20 protein-coding genes and 1 other RNA gene are annotated in these 18,300 nt (G+C 44.4%); 17 read left to right on the top strand and 4 right to left on the bottom strand.

The genetic code is table 11. The annotated features are described in order from the left end of the window. Positions 1 to 7 precede the first annotated feature (7 nt). Positions 8 to 1,261 (bottom strand): exonuclease SbcCD subunit D C-terminal domain-containing protein, encoded by a 1,254-nt coding sequence (locus tag FTV29_RS06075; protein WP_005096057.1) that lies wholly within the window; start codon positions 1,259 to 1,261, stop codon positions 8 to 10. 468 nt (positions 1,262 to 1,729) lie between these two features. Here FTV29_RS06075 and FTV29_RS06070 point away from each other — a divergent pair, with 468 nt between their 5' ends. Further along, positions 1,730 to 2,191, top strand: coding sequence for an ABZJ_00895 family protein (locus FTV29_RS06070; protein ID WP_005096058.1), 462 nt, complete (start codon positions 1,730 to 1,732; stop codon positions 2,189 to 2,191). 152 nt (positions 2,192 to 2,343) lie between these two features. After that, positions 2,344 to 3,249, top strand: coding sequence for a TIGR01777 family oxidoreductase (locus FTV29_RS06065; protein WP_159138470.1), 906 nt, complete (start codon positions 2,344 to 2,346; stop codon positions 3,247 to 3,249). Here the strand turns inward: FTV29_RS06065 and thiO are convergent. Further along, entirely contained in the window at positions 3,238 to 4,365 is a 1,128-nt protein-coding gene (thiO, locus tag FTV29_RS06060; RefSeq protein ID WP_159138469.1) for a glycine oxidase ThiO, read from the bottom strand. The two genes, FTV29_RS06065 and thiO, sit on opposite strands and share 12 nt — an antisense overlap. Positions 4,366 to 4,380: 15 nt before the next feature. Then, positions 4,381 to 5,394 carry a porphobilinogen synthase gene (gene hemB / locus FTV29_RS06055; protein WP_159138477.1) on the bottom strand — a complete coding sequence of 338 codons (1,014 nt, stop codon included), beginning with the start codon at positions 5,392 to 5,394 and terminating at the stop codon, positions 4,381 to 4,383. A gap of 105 nt (positions 5,395 to 5,499) precedes the next feature. Here hemB and FTV29_RS06050 point away from each other — a divergent pair, with 105 nt between their 5' ends. After that, positions 5,500 to 5,997, top strand: a complete 498-nt coding sequence (locus FTV29_RS06050) for a thioesterase family protein (RefSeq protein WP_180000918.1) — start codon at positions 5,500 to 5,502, stop codon at positions 5,995 to 5,997. A 73-nt stretch (positions 5,998 to 6,070) separates the two neighbouring features. Here FTV29_RS06050 and glpK read toward each other — a convergent pair whose 3' ends face one another. Further along, entirely contained in the window at positions 6,071 to 7,555 is a 1,485-nt protein-coding gene (glpK, locus tag FTV29_RS06045; protein ID WP_180075249.1) for a glycerol kinase GlpK, read from the bottom strand. Positions 7,556 to 7,685: 130 nt separating this feature from the next. Here glpK and ssrA point away from each other — a divergent pair. The 14 genes from ssrA (at position 7,686) to FTV29_RS05975 (ending at position 18,299) form a co-directional block, all read left to right on the top strand. Further along, positions 7,686 to 8,044: a transfer-messenger RNA gene (gene ssrA, locus FTV29_RS06040) on the top strand. A 180-nt stretch (positions 8,045 to 8,224) separates the two neighbouring features. After that, complete coding sequence (locus tag FTV29_RS06035) at positions 8,225 to 9,454, top strand: tyrosine-type recombinase/integrase (protein ID WP_180075248.1); 1,230 nt, start codon at positions 8,225 to 8,227, stop codon at positions 9,452 to 9,454. A 157-nt stretch (positions 9,455 to 9,611) separates the two neighbouring features. Next, the gene (locus tag FTV29_RS06030; protein ID WP_180075247.1) at positions 9,612 to 10,262 is read left to right on the top strand and encodes a hypothetical protein; all 651 of its coding nucleotides are present in this window, start codon (positions 9,612 to 9,614) and stop codon (positions 10,260 to 10,262) included. A gap of 129 nt (positions 10,263 to 10,391) precedes the next feature. Beyond that, positions 10,392 to 10,607 (top strand): transcriptional regulator, encoded by a 216-nt coding sequence (locus FTV29_RS06025; RefSeq protein ID WP_180075246.1) that lies wholly within the window; start codon positions 10,392 to 10,394, stop codon positions 10,605 to 10,607. A gap of 3 nt (positions 10,608 to 10,610) precedes the next feature. Further along, positions 10,611 to 10,826: a helix-turn-helix domain-containing protein gene (locus tag FTV29_RS06020; RefSeq protein ID WP_180075245.1), complete on the top strand. Its 216-nt coding sequence runs from the start codon at positions 10,611 to 10,613 to the stop codon at positions 10,824 to 10,826. Next, the gene (locus FTV29_RS06015; protein ID WP_180075244.1) at positions 10,823 to 11,329 is read left to right on the top strand and encodes a BRO family protein; all 507 of its coding nucleotides are present in this window, start codon (positions 10,823 to 10,825) and stop codon (positions 11,327 to 11,329) included. Before FTV29_RS06020 ends, FTV29_RS06015 begins: the two co-directional genes overlap by 4 nt. Then, positions 11,322 to 11,690, top strand: a complete 369-nt coding sequence (locus tag FTV29_RS06010; RefSeq protein ID WP_180075243.1) for a hypothetical protein — start codon at positions 11,322 to 11,324, stop codon at positions 11,688 to 11,690. The genes FTV29_RS06015 and FTV29_RS06010 overlap by 8 nt, the downstream gene beginning before the upstream one ends. A 9-nt stretch (positions 11,691 to 11,699) precedes the next feature. Beyond that, positions 11,700 to 11,897: a hypothetical protein gene (locus FTV29_RS06005; protein ID WP_180075242.1), complete on the top strand. Its 198-nt coding sequence runs from the start codon at positions 11,700 to 11,702 to the stop codon at positions 11,895 to 11,897. A 2-nt stretch (positions 11,898 to 11,899) separates the two neighbouring features. Beyond that, positions 11,900 to 12,199 (top strand): hypothetical protein, encoded by a 300-nt coding sequence (locus FTV29_RS06000; RefSeq protein ID WP_180075241.1) that lies wholly within the window; start codon positions 11,900 to 11,902, stop codon positions 12,197 to 12,199. Positions 12,200 to 12,320: 121 nt separating this feature from the next. Then, complete coding sequence (locus tag FTV29_RS05995) at positions 12,321 to 12,602, top strand: hypothetical protein (protein ID WP_180075240.1); 282 nt, start codon at positions 12,321 to 12,323, stop codon at positions 12,600 to 12,602. Between the two features lie 2 nt (positions 12,603 to 12,604). Beyond that, a complete protein-coding gene (locus FTV29_RS05990) occupies positions 12,605 to 13,006 on the top strand; it encodes a hypothetical protein (protein ID WP_180075239.1) in 402 nt (133 codons plus the stop codon). Next, positions 12,999 to 15,113: a DUF3987 domain-containing protein gene (locus FTV29_RS05985; protein ID WP_180075238.1), complete on the top strand. Its 2,115-nt coding sequence runs from the start codon at positions 12,999 to 13,001 to the stop codon at positions 15,111 to 15,113. Before FTV29_RS05990 ends, FTV29_RS05985 begins: the two co-directional genes overlap by 8 nt. A 266-nt stretch (positions 15,114 to 15,379) precedes the next feature. Continuing rightward, positions 15,380 to 15,706 carry a single-stranded DNA-binding protein gene (gene ssb, locus FTV29_RS05980; protein WP_180075237.1) on the top strand — a complete coding sequence of 109 codons (327 nt, stop codon included), beginning with the start codon at positions 15,380 to 15,382 and terminating at the stop codon, positions 15,704 to 15,706. 187 nt (positions 15,707 to 15,893) lie between these two features. Next, a complete protein-coding gene (locus FTV29_RS05975) occupies positions 15,894 to 18,299 on the top strand; it encodes a phage tail tape measure protein (RefSeq protein WP_180075236.1) in 2,406 nt (801 codons plus the stop codon). Position 18,300 lies beyond the last annotated feature (1 nt).

Raw genomic sequence — 18,300 nt, 5'->3', positions numbered from 1 at the left:
GCCGATCCTAGGCTTGTTGTTTCTGAGCAAGTTCGTGCTGGGCTTCAACCAGAAGTTGCTGAAAATCCTGTTGTACAGAATGATCATGTTCATAGCCCATTTTTTTCCAGATATTCAAAAACAGCGATTCCGGCGTCGGTGGTGCCAGATCAATTTTCGAATCTCCTTGCGTATGTTCGGCCTGTTGCTGATAAATCCGGCTGATGCGCAGCAAGCGGTAACGGTTGGTGGGTAAAGCCAGTTCAATTTGCTGGCGTAAATCGACTGGTGGCGGCGCATCGGTGGTGTATTCTATTTCCAGAAAATGTCGTGCCGACAGTTGTTCGATTTCTCCGGCAGGCAAGGCCTGAAGTTTAGCAATTAAATCTTCCAGCTTTTCCCGAATCCGGAACAGCTCGACGGTGCGTGGCACTTTTAGAACATCGTATTGAAAGCGCTGTTCCGGGCTTTGCTCAGGATCAATTCTGACCTCAACCACCTGATGTTGATAGTTGATTTCACTAAATGACAGCGGAATCGGTGAGCCACTATAACGGATATGCGGCTGACCAACTTTTTGTGGTTTATGCAGATGACCGAGTGCGACATAATCAATCACTTCATCAAACAGCGCCGTCGAGAGCGCTTCTTCATTACCGACAATAATTGGCCGTTCCGAGTCGGAAGTTTCGCCACCTTGCATATGTGCATGCGACATTAGAATCAGAGCTTGATGCGGCTGTTTACGGGCCTTGGCTTCGGCAATCAGTTGTTGATGCAGATAGCTAATCGCATTCTGGCTATTGCTGGTATGTTCATTCAGCCCGGTAATTTCGGCACTGCGTAAATAGGGCAGGGTCAGACACCAGGCGATAATATTTTTATCCTGATCATAAATCGGAATCAGCAAGCGATCTAGATTCAGGGTGTTTTCTGCGGTTCGGCCCACAATTCCCACAGCTTTGGCATTGAATTTAGACAGAAAAGGTTCAACCTGCTCAATCCGGTAACCGGAATCATGGTTGCCGGCAATCATCAAAGTCTGCATATGCGGGGCCAGATCATGTGCATCGGCCAGAAACTGATACAGTTGCTTTTGCGCACTTGAGGCTGGATTGATCACATCAAAAATATCACCGGCAATCAACAAGGCATGCGGCTGTTTTGTTTTAATTTGATCGAGCAACCAAGTCAAAAACTGGGCATGTTCAAATTCACGGTCATGGTTATGGAAAAATTGCCCCAGATGCCAATCGGAAGTGTGAAGAAAATGAACTGCCATGTAGATGAACCCTGAAATGTCTGCCTTGCTACTATAGGAAAAAGCTGAGGGGAAAATCTACTTAAAAAAGATATTTCAGCGAATTGTTGCTGATGTCAGGCTGAATTTATTTTAATCAGTAGGCAAAATGGCAGGATAGTCATGTCTAAATCACCCAGTCTTGAACAGTCATGCAATTCATCAGGCTGAAAAATCGGAATTTTAAAAAATAAAAACCGACGATTCGAGTGATGTGAAATCGTCGGTCAAATTTGTGTTACATGAAGATTTTGGCTGCTATTCAAAATTTCCCTGTACACTGGACTTATTGCTTTAGCTCTAAGGTCAGCAAAAATTCGTGGATGCCAGTCCAAATTTTTGTACCTTGTACCCTATATAACGTCACCTTCTGGCCGATGGTTGACAATAAAATGAAAAAAAACCTGTTTTTTTTTATACTAGCTTGATGAATGTCACCGAGTGATTCCTATGTTGCCTTTAACCCGTTATTTTATCTGGTTTTTTATTATCTGCTTTATTTTTACCTGCATTTGCGGGGTGCTGGCAGCACTGATGCCAACGGGGATGGGCGCCGTACTGACGGTTGTTCCTTATCTGGTAGCCATGATCTGGATCTTATTTAAGTTTTTAAAACAGCAAAAACGTGCCCCAACGCAGTCGGAACGTAAAAAATTCACTTTGGGGTTTAGTCTGATTTATTGGGGCTATAACCTGCTATTTCTGTTACTTGGTATTCTGATTGCTACGCGCTCTAATCCAAATGCTTGGCAGGACTTTTTGCTATATCTACAGCAGCCACAATTTATAAGTATTGTGCTGATCATGTTCTTGCTGATCGCGATTCCGTTATATCTATTGACTTACTGGTTCTATGGCAAGCAGGCACAGCGTATGGCAGATCAAATGTTTGGCAATTCGCCGCAGGCCTGATAGGTAGGTGGCTTTATGACGATTGATCTTGATAGATTGATCGCATCAGGCAGGATACAAATTCACCACGACAAAGAGGGCATTGATTGAAAAACCCCAGAATAAGTTGCGTATAATTTAAATAGAAAAAATAACAGGGCTAAGAATGACTTATGGATAAACCTGTAGTGTTGGTGACCGGAGCGAGTGGTTTTATTGGCAGTCATCTGGTGCGTTTTTTATTGGAACGTGATTATCGGGTGATTGGGCTGACCCGCCGCAAGAATCAATCTGAACCGCATCCAGATTTTCACTGGATTAACCAGCTGGATGAATTAAAACAGCCTCAGATTGATTATGTGATTAATCTGGCTGGCGAAAGCATCGGTCAGGGACGCTGGACAGCAGCGCGTAAAAAGCAATTGCTGGATAGCCGTTTAGACACCACCAAACAGTTATTTGACTATTTAGAAAAATACCAGATCAAACCGAAACGGATTATTTCAACCTCAGCCGTTGGTTATTATGGTATTGACCCGAGTGAGTGCTGGGAGCAGGTCTGTACGGAACAAAGCCCGCCACAAGATATTTTTATGTCTGAGCTCTGTGCGAAGTGGGAACAACTGGCTTTGTCCTATAGCAGTCAGAACACCAAAATTGTTCGCTTTGCTGTGGTCTTCGGCAAAGGTGGTGGAATTCTGCCGCAGATGTTATTGCCGATTAAACTGAATCTGTTCGGGCGGATTGGTCATGGGCGTCAGCCAGTCACTTGGGTGCATTTAGAAGATGTATTGCGTGCGATTGAATTCTTGATGCTTGAAACGACGACCGGGCAGATTTTTAATGTGGTTGCTCCGGAAAAAGTCAGTCAGGCACAGTTTGCCCGGACTGCTGCACAGCTACTGAAACGCAAACCTTTACTGCCACTGCCAGCATGCAGCTTGAAAATGATGCTGGGAGAACAATCGCAACTGGTTTTAAACGGTCAGTATGTACAGCCTCAAGCTTTACAGGATGCGGGATTTCAGTTTGATTATCCAACCTTGAAAGAAGCGCTGCATAATATCCTAAAGCACTAAGCGACCTGGCTCCAATAGATGGGCCGGAGCATAGGGCTGTGGATCTACAATGGTCGGCGTTTGTTCAAGCATCAATTGAGCAAGTAGCTTGCCTGAGGCTGGGGCCATGCATAAGCCATTGCGGAAATGGCCAAAATTGGCCCAGGCATTTTGCAATTCGGGGATTTTGCCAATATAGGGAATACCATCGGGTGAGCTGGGTCTTAATCCGGCCCATTGCTTGACCAGCGGAAAATCCGCCAGTTCCGGCACCATCTCCAGACAAGCCTGTAGAATATCTTGCCGGATTTCAGCAGAAGGCGAGGTGTCAAAACCGACCTGACGCATACTGGAACCACATACAACATGTCCGTCGCGCCGTGGAATCAGATACATGACCTTGTTCATGCACATGCTCGGTAGCCAGTTTTCTGGGGTTTTAAACAGCAGCATTTGTCCTTGCACCGGTTGCACCGGAATTTCACAGCCAAGCTGTTCTGACCAGCCTGCAGACCATGCGCCTGTGGCGATTACAAACTGATCTGCCTGAAAGTGTTGACCACTTTCACTGGACACACTCGTTACCCAGCCTTGCTGAATATTGAGCTGAGTGATTTTACAGTGCTCTTGCCAGGTGACATGCGGATGCTGTTTTAAATAGCTGATGACCGACTGTAATAGTCGCGGATTGCGGATATTGGCCAGTTCCGGAAAGTAAATCGCCTGTTTGAACTTGCGCTGATCAATTCGGGGATTGATTTGTTGTAGCTGAGTCTGATCAAGCAATTCGGCCTGTTGCTGAGGATCCTGATATTTTCCTGCATAGCACAAGCCAATCTCAAAATCAGCTTCATCAAAAATCAGCATACCACTTTCATGAATCTGGAAATCGATACCGGTCACTGGCTGCAGTTTTTGATTCCAGTCCTGATAGAGCGGTTTGGCATGCCGGGCCAACGTATTGACTGCAGCGGGGTAGCGCCAGGGATACATCGGAGAAAGAATCCCGCCTCCGGCCCAGGACGCAGCCTTCCCGGCAACTTGCTGATCAAAAATCGTGACAGAACATCCCTGTTCAAGCAGTTCCAGCGCCGACATCAACCCGGTGATGCCAGCGCCGATAATGGCGATATGCATTGCGCCGAAATCCTTTTACTTCATGTCTTTCAGTTTAAGCGCAGCTTCTTCGGCAAAGTAAGTCCAGATGCCATCGGCACCGGCGCGGCGGCAGCTCATCAGCGATTCAATAATCACGCTGTCAGATAACCAGCCATTTTGAATGGCAGCGGCCAGCATCGCATATTCACCACTGACCTGATAGACAAAGGTTGGTACACCAAAAGTGTCTTTAACTTCACGGACGATATCCAGATAAGGCATGCCCGGTTTGACAATCACCATGTCTGCGCCTTCCTGAATATCCAGCGCAATTTCATGCAGTGCTTCGGCACGGTTACCGACATCCATCTGGTAATTGTATTTATTGCCGCCTTTTAAATTGCTGGCAGAACCGACTGCATCACGGAATGGGCCATAGAAGCTGGATGCATATTTGGCTGAATAAGCCATGATTGAGGTATAAATATGCCCATTTTGTTCAAAGGCCTGACGAATTGCACCGATCCGGCCATCCATCATGTCACTTGGGGCAAATACATCTGCGCCTGCTTCGGCATGGCTTAAGCCCTGTTTAATCAGACATTCGACCGTTTCATCATTTAAGACATAACCGGTCTCATCAATAATGCCATCCTGACCATGCGTGGTATAGGGGTCGAGTGCACCATCAGTAATCAGCACCATTTCTGGCAGTTCTTTTTTTAATAAACGCAAAGTGCGTTGGACCAGACCATCTTCGCGCCAAGCCGCTTCGGCGGTCAGGCTTTTATCTTCTTGTGGTGTGACTGGAAACAGTGCCAGTTTATTGACACCCAGTTCCAGCAGACGCTCTGATTTTTTTAACAGCAAGTCTGCTGACAGGCGCTGGATATTCGGCATACTGGGAATATCTTGACTCTGGTTTTGTCCCGGCAGTACAAATACTGGATAAATCAGGTGATCTGCACTGATATGCGTTTCACGTACCATAGAACGTAAATGCTCATTTTTACGAATACGACGCATGCGAGTTGCAGGAAACGCGGGACGATTGAACGTATAGGTCATAAAAATCTCAGCAATCAGTATTAAACTAGGCACCTATTGTAGCCCTAACTGAAATTTTTGGGCATAAATTAGCGGTTTTTTATTGCGGTGGATTTGAGCAGAGTGATGACTAAGACAGAGAAAAGCTGGACAGGTAATATACACTTGGGGGCAAAGGTGGATATTGATGTGGTCTTAAATCAGTTGGTACATGCTTTTAATAGCTCTCCTTTTTTTAAGCATAATGGTATGAGCATGCGGGTGGTGGAAGGCCAGATCGAAGCCTATGTCGAAATGCAGGATTTTATGGTTGGGAATGTCGCGTTTCAAATTTTGCATGGCGGTCTTGCGGCCACGGTACTCGATAGTGTCGGTGGAATTGTAGCGATGGGGGAGCTATATAAAAAAGCCGAACCTGAAACCATTGCCGATACCATTAAAAAAGTCTCACGTTTGGCGACAGTGGATATGCGGGTGGATTATCTGGCGCCCGGGCGCGGTAAATATTTTATCGCGCGGGCAGAAACCTTACGTTTGGGGCGTAAGGGCTGCACCATGCGTATGACCATGGTCAATGATGAAGATAAGCCAATTGCTACAGCGATCGCATCTTATGCTTATTGAGGGTAAGAGATAGAAAATAAAAAGCACTGTTGAACAGTGCTTTTTTAGCTTTCGACCTTCAGATCGATACAGGTTATAGATCTGATTTGGCCCGATTTAAGGCCTTCTGCCATTTGGCTAAATGAGCTTCACGTTCATCATTTTGCATTTTCGGTTCAAAGGCATGTTCAAGTTGCCAAGACTGCGAAATTTCCTCCAGACTGGAAAATATTCCGGATTTTAATCCGGCCATGGCTGCTGCTCCCCAAGCGGTAGACTCCAGTATTTTCGGACGTAGCACCGGCACATTGAGAATATCTGCCTGAAACTGCATCAGCATGTCATTGCTACTGGCACCGCCATCGACCCGTAATTCTTTTAAAGGGTGGGCAATGTCGGATTGCATTGCACTGAGGACATCCGATACCTGAAAAGCGATTGATTCTAAGGCTGCTCGGGCGATATGCGCTTGAGTCGTACCACGAGACATGCCACAGAGCAGGGCACGCGCTTCACTGTCCCAATGCGGTGCGCCAAGTCCGGTAAAGGCCGGAACCAAAACCACGCCGTCGGTATCCTCAACTTTACAGGCCAGTTTTTCGATATCATTGCTTTTTTGAATAATCCCGAGACCATCACGTAGCCATTGCACTACCGCACCCGCCATAAACACGCTGCCTTCCAGTGCATAGGTGGTTTGACCCTGCGCTTGCCAGGCAAGGGTAGAAAGCAGTTTATTCTGACTGAGCTGGATGTCTTGACCGGTATTGAACAGCATAAAACAGCCGGTGCCATAGGTATTTTTTGCGCTCCCCACTTCAAAACAGGATTGACCAAACAGTGCAGATTGCTGATCACCTAGAATACCGGTAATGGGGATATTGGCACCGAGTAAACCTGAAGCGGTGTCAGCGATATAATTATCCGAGGAAATAATTTTTGGTAAGACCGAAGCAGGAATATGAAACAGCTCCAGTAGTTCTTCGTCCCAAGTTTGTTGATGCAGATTCATCAGCATGGTACGGGAAGCATTGCTGGCTTCAATCACATGTTCTGCGCCTTGAGTCAGGTTCCAGATCAGCCAGCTATCGATAGTACCAAAAGCGACATGACCCTGTTCAGCCAGTTCACGTACGCCTTCTACATGCTCCAGAAACCAGACCAATTTTCCTGCACTAAAATAAGGATCAATCCGTAGACCGGTTTTTTGCTGAATTTTGGTCATCCAGCCCTGTTCAATCAGCTGGTTACACCAGTCAGACGTTCGACGGTCTTGCCAGACGATGGCCGGCGCGAGCGGTTTACCATTTCTTCGATCCCAAACCACCGTGGTTTCGCGCTGATTGGTCAGACCAATGGCTTTAATATCTTTGGCGAGAATACGCGCCGTAGCAAGCGCTTGCTGTACCACCGCAATCTGCGTGCTCCAGATTTCCTGAGCATCCTGTTCGACCCAACCTGAATGTGGCGTCTGAATATGGGTTTCACGTTGAGCCGTTGCCTGAATTTGTCCATGTTCATTAAAAATAATAGCCCGACTCGATGTGGTTCCTTGATCTAGGGCCAGTAAATAGCTCATAATTTTTCTGTTATTCGGCTTGAAAAGTAAAATATTAGCGCAATAATGTAATTAAGCGCATCAAGTTGTGTAAATGTTTAGAAAATGCATCGTAATTTTTGACATCTATGCTATGATTGCCTTGTACTTTGGGGGTGTTTCTGGCTTCGACGCTGGTGATGAAACTCATAGATGCATGCCGAGAGCGCATTTTCTCTCGTAAATCAAATTTGCATTTTTTAGTCGCAAACGACGAATCATACGCTCTAGCTGCCTAAGGGCAGCTTGTCCGCCTCTCCGAATACTTGTGGTTAGAGAGTCCGACTGAAGCGCACGCACACAAGTCCGTATAAAGCCAAGCCTCGGGGCTTTGTACTAAACTAAGAGGATCGCGATTTGTATCCTGTTCGTCGGGTCACAAAGAGTTAAAACAATAGACGATATCTAAGCATGTAGTATTCTCGAGCGTAGTGCTGGCGGACGCGGGTTCAACTCCCGCCACCTCCACCAAAATTCAAAACAAAACATGGCTAAACATGCCAAGTTTAAAGCGAAAAGGCTTGATTCTAAAGGGATTAAGCCTTTTTTCTTGCCTGAACATAACCAAATATAACTAGCTACAGTGTACATGCACGGTGTACACTGCCTTGTACATTGCACATTTTATTGAACTCACGGGTGTACAAGCTCATGAAAAGAACCGACATCAAACGCAGACCTTTATCAGATACCGTACTAGCTAACCTAGACCCAGAGTCAAAAGAATATCGGGAGCTGGACGGCGAAGGCTTATATTTTCGTGTGAAGCCCGATGGTAAAAAAGCATGGTTATTTAGATATAAGAAAGCGGATGGTAAATGGTCGTGGTTGGGTATCGGTACTTATCCTGAATTGTCGGGAGCTGGTGCACGTAAAAAGGCCAGAGAAATCATTAAGGATATTTCACACGGCGATAACCCAATCATTACTAAGCAAGAACGTAAACGGCAAGAACTAGAACAGCACAATGCCACCTTTGAAGTATTAGCCCGTGAATGGTTAGACACCAAAGCGAATACCTGGGTACAGGACACTATGACCCGAAATAAGAGTGCATTGGAAAAACATGTATTTCCCATTTTTGGTAAACGCTTGTACACCACCATAAAACCGATTGAGTGGATGAACCACTTAAAAGGCATTCAGCAGAAGCAGGGTATATACGAGCAGGTGAACCGAGTTCGCGCCATGTGTCGTGATATATACGATTTTGCGAAGGTAACTGGCCGAATGGATTACAACCCAGTGGAAGGCATCCAAAAATATCTGCAACAGGGCAAAAAAGAGAACATGGCCCATGTAACCGAGCAGGAACTACCAGCACTATTAAGAGCCATTAATAATTATCCGACTATGGATGTTCGGATGGGATTGCAGCTTTTAGCTATGTTGTTTTGCCGACCTACTGAGTTAAGGGAAGCCAAATGGGAGGAGTTCGACCTAGAGCAAGGATTGTGGAATATCCCCGAATACCGCATGAAGAAACGCCGTGAGCATGTTGTGCCTCTATCTACTCAAGCAGTAGCGATATTAAAAGAGCTGCAGACCTACCAAACCAATTCAGACTATTTATTTCCGAGCAGATCGGATAAGAACAAGCCGAAATCAGACACAGTTTTTATTATGGCCTTGCGCCGTATGGGGTATGAGGGCAGACAGACACCACACGGTTTTAGGCATATTGCCAGTACCTTGTTAAACGATCGTGGTTTTGATGAACGTCATATTGAGGCAGCACTGGCACACGTAAAGGACGGCGTGGCAGGCGTATATAACAAGGCCCAGTACCTACAGGATAGGGCAAACATGATGCAATGGTATGCAAGCCATTTAGAAGAAATAGCAGATCAAAGCATTATCCAATTCAAAAAGGTCAAGTGACAAGACTTGTCGCACTACTAGCCAATATATGCACAAATATAGGTAAATATGGGTTATATTTATATGGCTAAGTCTAGCCTGACGGGGCGAAAGTCGAACACCCATTCGATTGACTTAGCTATTTTTTTTGGGTGCGCCGTGGGAAGCATAAATAACGATGAATTCGGATGAATTAAACCTAAAAACTCAATTAATAGTAGAAAAAGCCACCAAAAAAATTGAGCGCGATTTACGCGAAGATATGAACAGAAATTTTAATTTATTAATGACCTATTTAAAAAGAGAAAAAAAAGACTTTAAGCCAAAAAAATATAAAAGAGAATTACTGGAATATATCGATCTTAAGGCTGAGTCAGATAATTTTAATAATGAATTTACAGAAATAATAAATCATTTAGATGATGAGGCTAAGGGAGATGGGCCTATTGAAAATTATTTAATTATCACCCTGTATGCTTACCGCTATTTAATATGGTGCCTGCATGGATATGGATTTCATCCATTTTTCACATGCGAGTTATATAGATGCCTGAAATTATGTGAGCAGTGTCACAAGATTTTTGAAAATTATATCGATAGAGAGGAAAGAAAAAGTAATCGCATGCGTGTGCTTGCTCAGAAAAGGCATAAAACTACGAGAATAAAAGACAATAAAACAAAAGATGAAATCAAGGCGATATGGCTCACTCGTAACTGGGCGACCTATACAGAGTGTGCAGATCATATACACCAGAATGCTTTGGTTGATGAATCGAACTACAGAAAAATCTATTCATTAGTATCTAAGGCAGCAAAAGAAAAAAGTTAACTTTTTGCAAGATGCGGCGCATTTTGTACAGTGTGCAATGTACCTTGTACAACAACGGCGCACATGTTTTATTTAAATAAAAATCAATCCCATACTTACCCATATTCTTTCCTAGATATGGGTTTTTTTATGACTATCAAACCAATCCGCGTCCAATTTAAAACCGCTTGTGAGCTACTGGACATAAGCCGCGAATCATTGCGCCATATCGTGCGTACTGATGCAGCATTTCCGCGACCAATCAAAACAGGGGATAGCAAACAGGCTCCAGTCTATTTCGACTATGCCGAGCTTGTAGAGTGGCATAACAGCCAAAAGCAAAGCCTTGCAGCAATGGAGGCTTAAACAATGAATAACACCCAATTAAATCAAGTTTTAAGCCATATCAAGCAAGGGCGAAGCATTACCCAGGTGGATGCAATCCGTCTTTTTAATTGCTACCGCCTGAGCGCAATAATCGAAAAGCTACGCCGTCAAGGTTATGACATTGTGACTCATAACGAGCGCAATAGTTCAGGCATTGGCACCCATGCACGTTACGAGCTTAAAGAGGTGCAGTCATGAACCCATCTATTTTTAATTTTAATGAACACGGCGTTCGGATTGTCCTAGATGACAGTAAAGAGCCATGGTTTTGTTTGACCGATGTTTATAAATCTTTAGACATAAGCCGTACATCACGACTATTTCGTGAGTTAGACACAAAGGGTGTGGCGGATTGCCACATCCTTACAAATGGCGGTACTCAAAAGCTCAAATTTATTAATGAGCCTAATCTTTATCGCATCATTTTTCGATCCAATAAACCCGAAGCAATTAATTTCCAAAACTGGGTATTTGCTGAGGTACTGCCAAGCATCCGCAAGACTGGCTCATATTCAGCACGGCAGATAGCTTATGAGGAGCTGAACCGCTTATGTATGCAAGAAAAGGTATCTAAGGATAAAGGCACATTTCACAGTTTAGGTATGCACCGCCGTAAACATGAAAAGCATTTAAACGCCGTCCGCATTGAAACATGCAAAGCAAATTTACAGCTAACTTTTGAAGGGGTATGCAGTGAATAATCATGTAAACCCCGAGTTTTTCAAGGCTTTCGACCACTATAAAGCGATGCTGGCACAGTATGGGGAACACCACCCCATCACTGAGCAAGCCCTTATTTTGACAATGCACTACACGCCCGAGCATATCAAAGCAGAGATGCACCAAAAGGCAAAAGAGTTAAACCTATTGCCACCGCCAAGCGGTTACACGGATGACGGCGAGCCTATGTACCGTTTAGAGGACATTGCAAAGCATTTCGACATTAGCCCTGAAGAAGCAGAGCAGCAGTTATTACAAATGATGAGTAACCGCCAGCAGGTCGGGTTATCGAATGACGGCGTTTTGATTGATTCAAATATCAATATTAACCGTATTCAATGAGGTGAAGGCATGAGCCAAATCATAGATTTTAAATCCGAAACTCAAGCCGATAGTCAGCCTATGACCGATGACGAAATGCGGTTAGCCAATATCTATGATGTTGCAGTCGGTTTAATTATTGATATTGAGGAGGGGCGCATCTTCTCAATGGCAGAAATCAAAGAACAAATGATTGAAGTCCTAGAAATCATACAAGAGGAGCTTTAAGCATGAAAAACAAGTTATTCAATATTGCTAACACGCCCAAGTATGGTTATATTAATCGGGCTTTGGGCAAAATCTCAAAGTTAGCTTTGGTCGGCTATGAATACTCAGCGCATACAGTCCGCTTAACGGGCTTTTTTTGTATGCGTAATATCTCTATGCGTTCGCATGTTATGGCGGAGCTGGAGGGGGAAGCGTTCGCGCTTGCCAGTCACCTGAGTTACTGGTCGACCAACCCCTTTCAGCTTTGCCACCTAAATTACTTGGTCGTAATTGGCAGAGCTCCAAACTCAGGAGCGCATTAATCATGCCTAAAAATATTCATCAAATTACACGCCAGCGTATTCAATCTACTGACTTTGCACAAAAGCAGGGATTAGTTCAGCGCATTTCCTCAATGCTTAAAAAAGTAGGGGGAGTGTAATCATGTCGAATCAGATCAAAAAAACCTATAACCCATCTTTAGGTAGCACCAGTGCCTTTTTTGCACCCCATGCCGAAGCAAATCATTTGAATGCCCAAGACGTTGCTTATGAATTAGTGGCCAGTGCAAAGGATATTTCAATTGCTACTTTTCAATGTTTTGATGGTGGCAACAAACTAGTGATTAAAGCGGAAATTGTCGCCAATCTTATTGCTGAAATTCAAACAAAATTGGAAATGATCGAGCGGATCCTGCCTTTAGCTTTCGAAAGTGAGGAGGCTTAATCATGTCAAATCAAATCAATAAAACAGCTCAAGACCTTTTAGAAAATGCCCAAGTCATTCTTGAGTCGCTAGAAGGCTCATTATTTCGCTTGTATGTCAGTTATGACCAGCGTGACCTGTCTGATAATAAGGCTAAGGCCATGATGAGCGTTTGCGGAATGCTGGCAAATGGTGCTTTAGAAGATATTGAGAGCGCTAGTGCGAAAACTAAGTTAAATATTTCAATGTTTATTAATCAGGCTACTGGCATCTTGGTCACACTTGAAGAACTTGCAGATTTTTATTTATCCAAAGGCCACACAGCAGCAGCTATGCATGGCTTGTTCTTAGCAGTAGGACAATTAAAAGAATCATTAGAAACCGCGGTTGATGCTGTGATGGAAGGGGGCAGCCACAATGCTTGATTATGACCACCCCAAAGAACTAATAACACCCGAAGCCATTTTAAACGAATGCACACAGCTTGTATCGTTTAATGATGCTTATTCATCACATCCATTAATACAGCGTTTTGGCAGTCCTGAGCAGCCGATCTATGTCGATGATGGCAATGTGGATATAAACGGCGTTACCTATGCACAGCCTTTGATTCTGCCTATCTATGATGGGCAAATGGAGCTTGTACAGTGTGCTGTCATGCAAGATGGGCAGCGTGTGTCTGTTATGCCTGACGGGTTGGCCAAGGGTTTTGCAAGGTATGGTGATTTTGACCATACCCAGCCTGTCATTATCACCTATAGCCTGGAGTCATTCTTTAAAGTCGCTCACACTGGGTACGCCGTCGCTTTGGTAGTGCTACCTACACTGTGCAACAAACATCAGACGGCGCTCAAGCCAGGTGATTTTAAGCAGTTCCAGTTTGTTATTAATCAACTGTCAGCGGCTGGATATACACAGCTTTATCTACCTGTCAGACCTGAACAACTGCAGCTCGAGCCATTTAAAGCATTAGAGCAAAATACACCTGTCAGATTGCTTAATCAGTATTTGAAAGTGGGTGTAAGTGAATTCTATTTTCAATTTATTAAGGATGAAGACACAGCAGAAATACGGGCGTTTCTTGATGAGGCTATTGAGCTATTAAGCAAGTCTAGTGAGTGGGGCGAGCTATTGCCATTATCTCAATCAGAAACCGTTTTAAATCCTTATCCGATCCATGCACTACCACCACTGGCACAAGATGCGGTAAAGGCCATTTCTGAACACGTACAGTCACCTATAGCCATGACTGCCCAATGTGTTATTGGTGCTATGTCGCATATTGCCCAGGCTAAAGTAAATGCCCCCCATCCATTTAATGCACAGGGAGAGCCATGCAGTTTATTTTTACTGACCGAAGGCCAAAGCGGAAGCCGTAAGAGTACGAGCCGAAACCTAGCAGATCAGGCCATCATTAAGCATGAGCGCAAACAGTACGAGGCATACAGACAAGAGCTGGAGCAATGGAAAAGCGGACAAGCTGGGCTACCTAAAAAAGACCGTGAGGCATACTGTGCAGAGAATCCACCACCGAATGACCCTAGCACCCTATACAGCGATATAACTCTTGAATCTATTGCAGGCTTATATATTGACGGCATTTTAAGTAATGCCTCTATTGCAAGTGATGAAGCAGGCCAGTTTTTTGGTGGCCATACTATGAAAGCCGATACACGCAACCAAGCACTAGGAGGCTATGCCAAGTTATTTGATGATGGTTTTGTGGAGCGTACCCGATCTAAGTCGAACCTAAATGGCAGTGGCCGAGCTTATGACGTTAGGCTCACATTCAATCTACAGGGACAGCATGAAGTTCTAGCCGAGGCATTAAAAGACCCAGTGTTAAGGGGACAAGGTTTTTTACCTAGATTTATTCTAACCATTCCCGAAAACCTAGCAGGCACACGCCTACAAGATGCAATCTATCGAAATAAAAACGCAAGCACAGACCATAGGCTTATAGCCTACTGGACACGCTGCGAATATTTACTCGATGACTGCCCTCATGTGAAGTCTGAGGATGAATTGCATAATGGGCGTTATGTTCTGCCTATGAATGAAGAAGCAAAGGAAGTAGATGCAGCGTTCTACAATATGTTTGAGGAATTACAGGGCAAAGGGAAGCGTTATGAGTATCTACAAGCGTTCGCTAGTCGTGCCAGTCAATTAGCGCGCCGTTTAGCTACTGTATTCGCTTATTTTGAGGGCTTGCAGTGGATTGATGCCAAAACTCTAAAGGGAGCTTGTGAGGTCGTTAAGCATTCTTTAAATGAATGGGCAATGTATGCAGATATTGAGGTTAAAACCGAAACGGAAGCGGAGCGTCTTGCACGTTATTTAATTAATAAATGTAATGCAGATCAGACAAACCAACTTGCTAAAACGCTTGCATTGAAGGGCGCACCATCCAAGCTAAGAGCAGTTAAGGAATTTAACCGTTGTTTAGATGAACTGGTTGACCATAATTTTGTGAGATTAACCACTATTAACCGAACTCAATACATTGAGTTGAATCCATTATTACTGAAATAGCTGAGATTCTGCGATTTTTGACATGAAAGCCTTGCTAATAAAGGCCTTAAAAGTCGCAAATAGGTTGCGATTCGATTGCGACACGCTGCGATTTATTGCGATTAGTGAGTATAGGGCTATAAAAATCGCATTTAGAAATCGCAAAGTCGCAAGAAGTCGGAAATCCTAAGCGAAACGCCAAGCCAAGCTATATAGGGCATACAGCTAAAAATCGCAGAATCGCAAGGTTTTCTATAAGTGGGAATGTATAAATTGAGAATTGAAGAATGCCAAATTTAAATAGAGTAACTGTAATGGGCGTTTTGGGCCGTGACCCTGAAACTAAGCAATTCTCCAACGGTGGCAGCCTTACGACTTTCAGCGTTGCAACTACTGAGTTTTGGAAGGACAAGACCACAGGCGAGCGCAAAGAGGCTACAGAATGGCACAGAATCACCACCAACAACCGATTGGCTGAGATTGCGAGCAAGTACCTTAAAAAGGGCGGAAAGGTATTTATCGAGGGAAGTCTAAAAACAAGGAAGTGGAAGGACAGCAAAGGGATAGAGCGTGAGATAACAGAAATCAAAGCGGAAACGCTGCAATTGCTTTAATAGATTGGCCTCCTTAGTTGGGGGCTTTTTTAATATTAATACTATGAGGAGGTTTATATGCATCTATAGAAATTATTTTGAGATGTACTTGGTGAAAAACAAAGATTAATCAAAAATTAAAAAAACTTTGGAAGTACGAGCGGTTATGAAAATCAACCATAATACTTTAGAAGTTTAGGAGGTTTATATGGCGACATCGTTAGGAACATTGACTCTAGACCTGGTCACAAAGATTGGTAATTTTACAGGGCCAATGCAGCAGGCAGAAAAACAGACAAAAATTAGTTTCGACAACATGCGCGCACAAGTGAATACGTATGGGATGGCGATTGCAGGCATAGCAGGTAGTGCAGCAATGGCATTGGGGTCCTTAGCGGTATCAACAGCTAACCAAGCAGCAGAGCTAGAGATATTTGCGAATAGGGCGAACACTACCACACAAGAATTTCAGAAGATGGCCGTAGGTGCTAGTGCCATGGGTATTGAGGGTGACAAGCTCTCAGACATGATGAAAGACTTTAACGAAAAAATGGGTGAATTAACCGCCGTAGGAGCAGGCGGAGGAAAGGACTTTTTCGACAAGCTATCTGGAGACATGAAAGGCGGTGCACAAGAGGCTAAAGGCTTAATTCTGGAAATGCAGAAGCTATCTGGACCGGAAGCATTGCAGATGTATGTTGATAAGCTGGAGGATGCAGGTGTAAGTCAGCAAGAAATGTCTTTCTACCTTGAGTCTATGGCCTCTGACATGACAGACCTTTACCCACTACTGGCGAACGGTGGCGAAGGCATGAAGCTCTATGGTGATATGGCAGAACGTGCCGGCCTTATCATGACAGACCAGACCAAAGAAGCAGCCTTGGCGCTTAAAGATCAAATGTTCATGCTTGATCTACAGATGCAGGGTGCTAAAAACCAACTGGTTACAGCAGTAATCCCAGCTTTCGTAGATGTAGCGGACGCATTCTTGGGCGGATCAGAGCAGGGGTTACAGTTCACTGGAGTGGCAGAGGGTGTAGGAACCGCGATCCGGGGCATTGGGAAAGTAGCAATCGGTGCTACAGCTTCAATTCAAGTTTTCGGAAAAGGGTTGGGAGGACTGGCAGCAGCAGGATCAGCATTGGTCTCAGGTGAATTTCAGTTAGCAAAATCCATTCTGGCTGAAATGAGGGCTGATATAAGCACCACAGCGCTCGATGCAGCGGCAAAGATGGATGATATAGACAATCGGGTGGGTTCATCCAAATCAAGCCAATTGCGAGGAATTAGAGAGATTCAGCAGCGCAATGCTTCAACAGCAACAGGCTTACAGGATGTTATTGATAAGGAAAATAAGGCAGCAAAAGCAACAGAAGGAAGAGCCAAGGCAGCCAAGAAGGTTAAAGAACTCACTCATGAGGAAATTAAACTCAAGGAACTTCAATTCGCCTGGGAAGTGTCACAGCACCGATTAACTGAAGACGAGGCATTCCGGTACAAGTACAGCCTAGACCAGCAATCAATACGCGCAGACAAGGAACTTACAGCCCAACAGAAGGAAATCAAGCTTCAGGCATTAAAGGAAATCTACGAAGGTGGATATACAGCTCTCAAACTGGCACAAGAAAAAGAGCTACTCGAAACAAAACGGATGTACATGACAGCTGGAGACTATGCTCGGGAATATTACGATGTAGTTAGAAAGGAGATTCTGAATACAGTTGCTTACTCTCCTGAAATGAAAGAAGCAAAAATTAAGGAAGTGAATCTTCAGCAAGGCATTGAGCAGAATGCAGAGCGTGAAAATGTTTGGGGAGAATATCAGGACAGATTTGATGAGAAAGACTCACCATACCAACAGGACATAGAACTATTAGCTGAAGCTCGTAAACAGATGCTTATAACTGAAGAAGACTTTCAGCGACAAAAACTAGCCCTACAGATGAATTACGGTGCTCAGTATGGAACTGAGTTTGCCGGCGCTCTCATGGGGTTGGTCGACAGCTCATCATCCGCATACAGAGCATTGTATTTTGCTCAAAGAGCATTCGCCTTATCTCAAGCAGGTATGAACGTATGGAAATCAGCCTCAGATGCTTATGCAAACGAGCCTGGTACTGTATGGCAGAAGGCAGGAGCAGCAGCACTGGCAGCGGTTGAATCGGGGACCTTTGTTTCATTACTCCAAGCAGCTCAACCAGCAAACTTTGCAGAAGGCGGTTGGACTGGTTATGGTGGTAAGTATGAAGTTGCAGGACTTGTCCATAGAGGTGAAGGTGTCTTAACTCAGGAGGAAATTAGAGCGTTGGGTGGTCCTGAGGGATTCTATGCACTACGTCATTCAATTAAAAACGGCTTTGCAGGTGGTGGTCTGGCTGATCCTATTCCAGCATTTAACCCTAAGATTCCTAGGATAGATGTAAAACCAAGTGGCAGTGATAGCAACGTACAAATCACACAGCACATCACCTTTACAGATAGTGGTGCACAGATAGACACCAAAGGCCAGAAGGCACTAGCACAGGGCTTTGATTCTGCGATGATGGCAGTTATCCGCCGTGAAAGCCGTCAAGGTGGTTTTATATATAACGAATTAAGAAGGGTAAAAGGGTAGC

The sequence above is a fragment of the Acinetobacter sp. YH12254 genome, from assembly GCF_013417415.1.
Classification (GTDB): Bacteria; Pseudomonadota; Gammaproteobacteria; order Pseudomonadales; family Moraxellaceae; genus Acinetobacter; species Acinetobacter pseudolwoffii.
Note: the sequence above shows the minus strand (reverse complement) of the source record. Positions and strands in the feature narration are given on the sequence as shown.

What these genes read in the sequence shown, in the direction of transcription:
- FTV29_RS06065 (WP_159138470.1), top strand. Translation starts at nt 2,344, where the DNA reads ATGGATAAACCTGTAGTGTTGGTGACCGGAGCGAGTGGTTTTATTGGC.
- FTV29_RS05975 (WP_180075236.1), top strand. Translation starts at nt 15,894, where the DNA reads ATGGCGACATCGTTAGGAACATTGACTCTAGACCTGGTCACAAAGATT.
- FTV29_RS06070 (WP_005096058.1), top strand. Translation starts at nt 1,730, where the DNA reads ATGTTGCCTTTAACCCGTTATTTTATCTGGTTTTTTATTATCTGCTTT.
- FTV29_RS06025 (WP_180075246.1), top strand. Translation starts at nt 10,392, where the DNA reads ATGACTATCAAACCAATCCGCGTCCAATTTAAAACCGCTTGTGAGCTA.
- ssb (WP_180075237.1), top strand. Translation starts at nt 15,380, where the DNA reads ATGCCAAATTTAAATAGAGTAACTGTAATGGGCGTTTTGGGCCGTGAC.
- FTV29_RS06005 (WP_180075242.1), top strand. Translation starts at nt 11,700, where the DNA reads ATGAGCCAAATCATAGATTTTAAATCCGAAACTCAAGCCGATAGTCAG.
- FTV29_RS06075 (WP_005096057.1), bottom strand. Translation starts at nt 1,261, where the DNA reads ATGGCAGTTCATTTTCTTCACACTTCCGATTGGCATCTGGGGCAATTT.
- FTV29_RS05990 (WP_180075239.1), top strand. Translation starts at nt 12,605, where the DNA reads ATGTCAAATCAAATCAATAAAACAGCTCAAGACCTTTTAGAAAATGCC.
- hemB (WP_159138477.1), bottom strand. Translation starts at nt 5,394, where the DNA reads ATGACCTATACGTTCAATCGTCCCGCGTTTCCTGCAACTCGCATGCGT.
- FTV29_RS05995 (WP_180075240.1), top strand. Translation starts at nt 12,321, where the DNA reads ATGTCGAATCAGATCAAAAAAACCTATAACCCATCTTTAGGTAGCACC.
- FTV29_RS06015 (WP_180075244.1), top strand. Translation starts at nt 10,823, where the DNA reads ATGAACCCATCTATTTTTAATTTTAATGAACACGGCGTTCGGATTGTC.
- FTV29_RS06035 (WP_180075248.1), top strand. Translation starts at nt 8,225, where the DNA reads ATGAAAAGAACCGACATCAAACGCAGACCTTTATCAGATACCGTACTA.
- FTV29_RS06020 (WP_180075245.1), top strand. Translation starts at nt 10,611, where the DNA reads ATGAATAACACCCAATTAAATCAAGTTTTAAGCCATATCAAGCAAGGG.
- thiO (WP_159138469.1), bottom strand. Translation starts at nt 4,365, where the DNA reads ATGCATATCGCCATTATCGGCGCTGGCATCACCGGGTTGATGTCGGCG.
- FTV29_RS05985 (WP_180075238.1), top strand. Translation starts at nt 12,999, where the DNA reads ATGCTTGATTATGACCACCCCAAAGAACTAATAACACCCGAAGCCATT.
- FTV29_RS06000 (WP_180075241.1), top strand. Translation starts at nt 11,900, where the DNA reads ATGAAAAACAAGTTATTCAATATTGCTAACACGCCCAAGTATGGTTAT.
- glpK (WP_180075249.1), bottom strand. Translation starts at nt 7,555, where the DNA reads ATGAGCTATTTACTGGCCCTAGATCAAGGAACCACATCGAGTCGGGCT.
- FTV29_RS06050 (WP_180000918.1), top strand. Translation starts at nt 5,500, where the DNA reads ATGACTAAGACAGAGAAAAGCTGGACAGGTAATATACACTTGGGGGCA.
- FTV29_RS06030 (WP_180075247.1), top strand. Translation starts at nt 9,612, where the DNA reads ATGAATTCGGATGAATTAAACCTAAAAACTCAATTAATAGTAGAAAAA.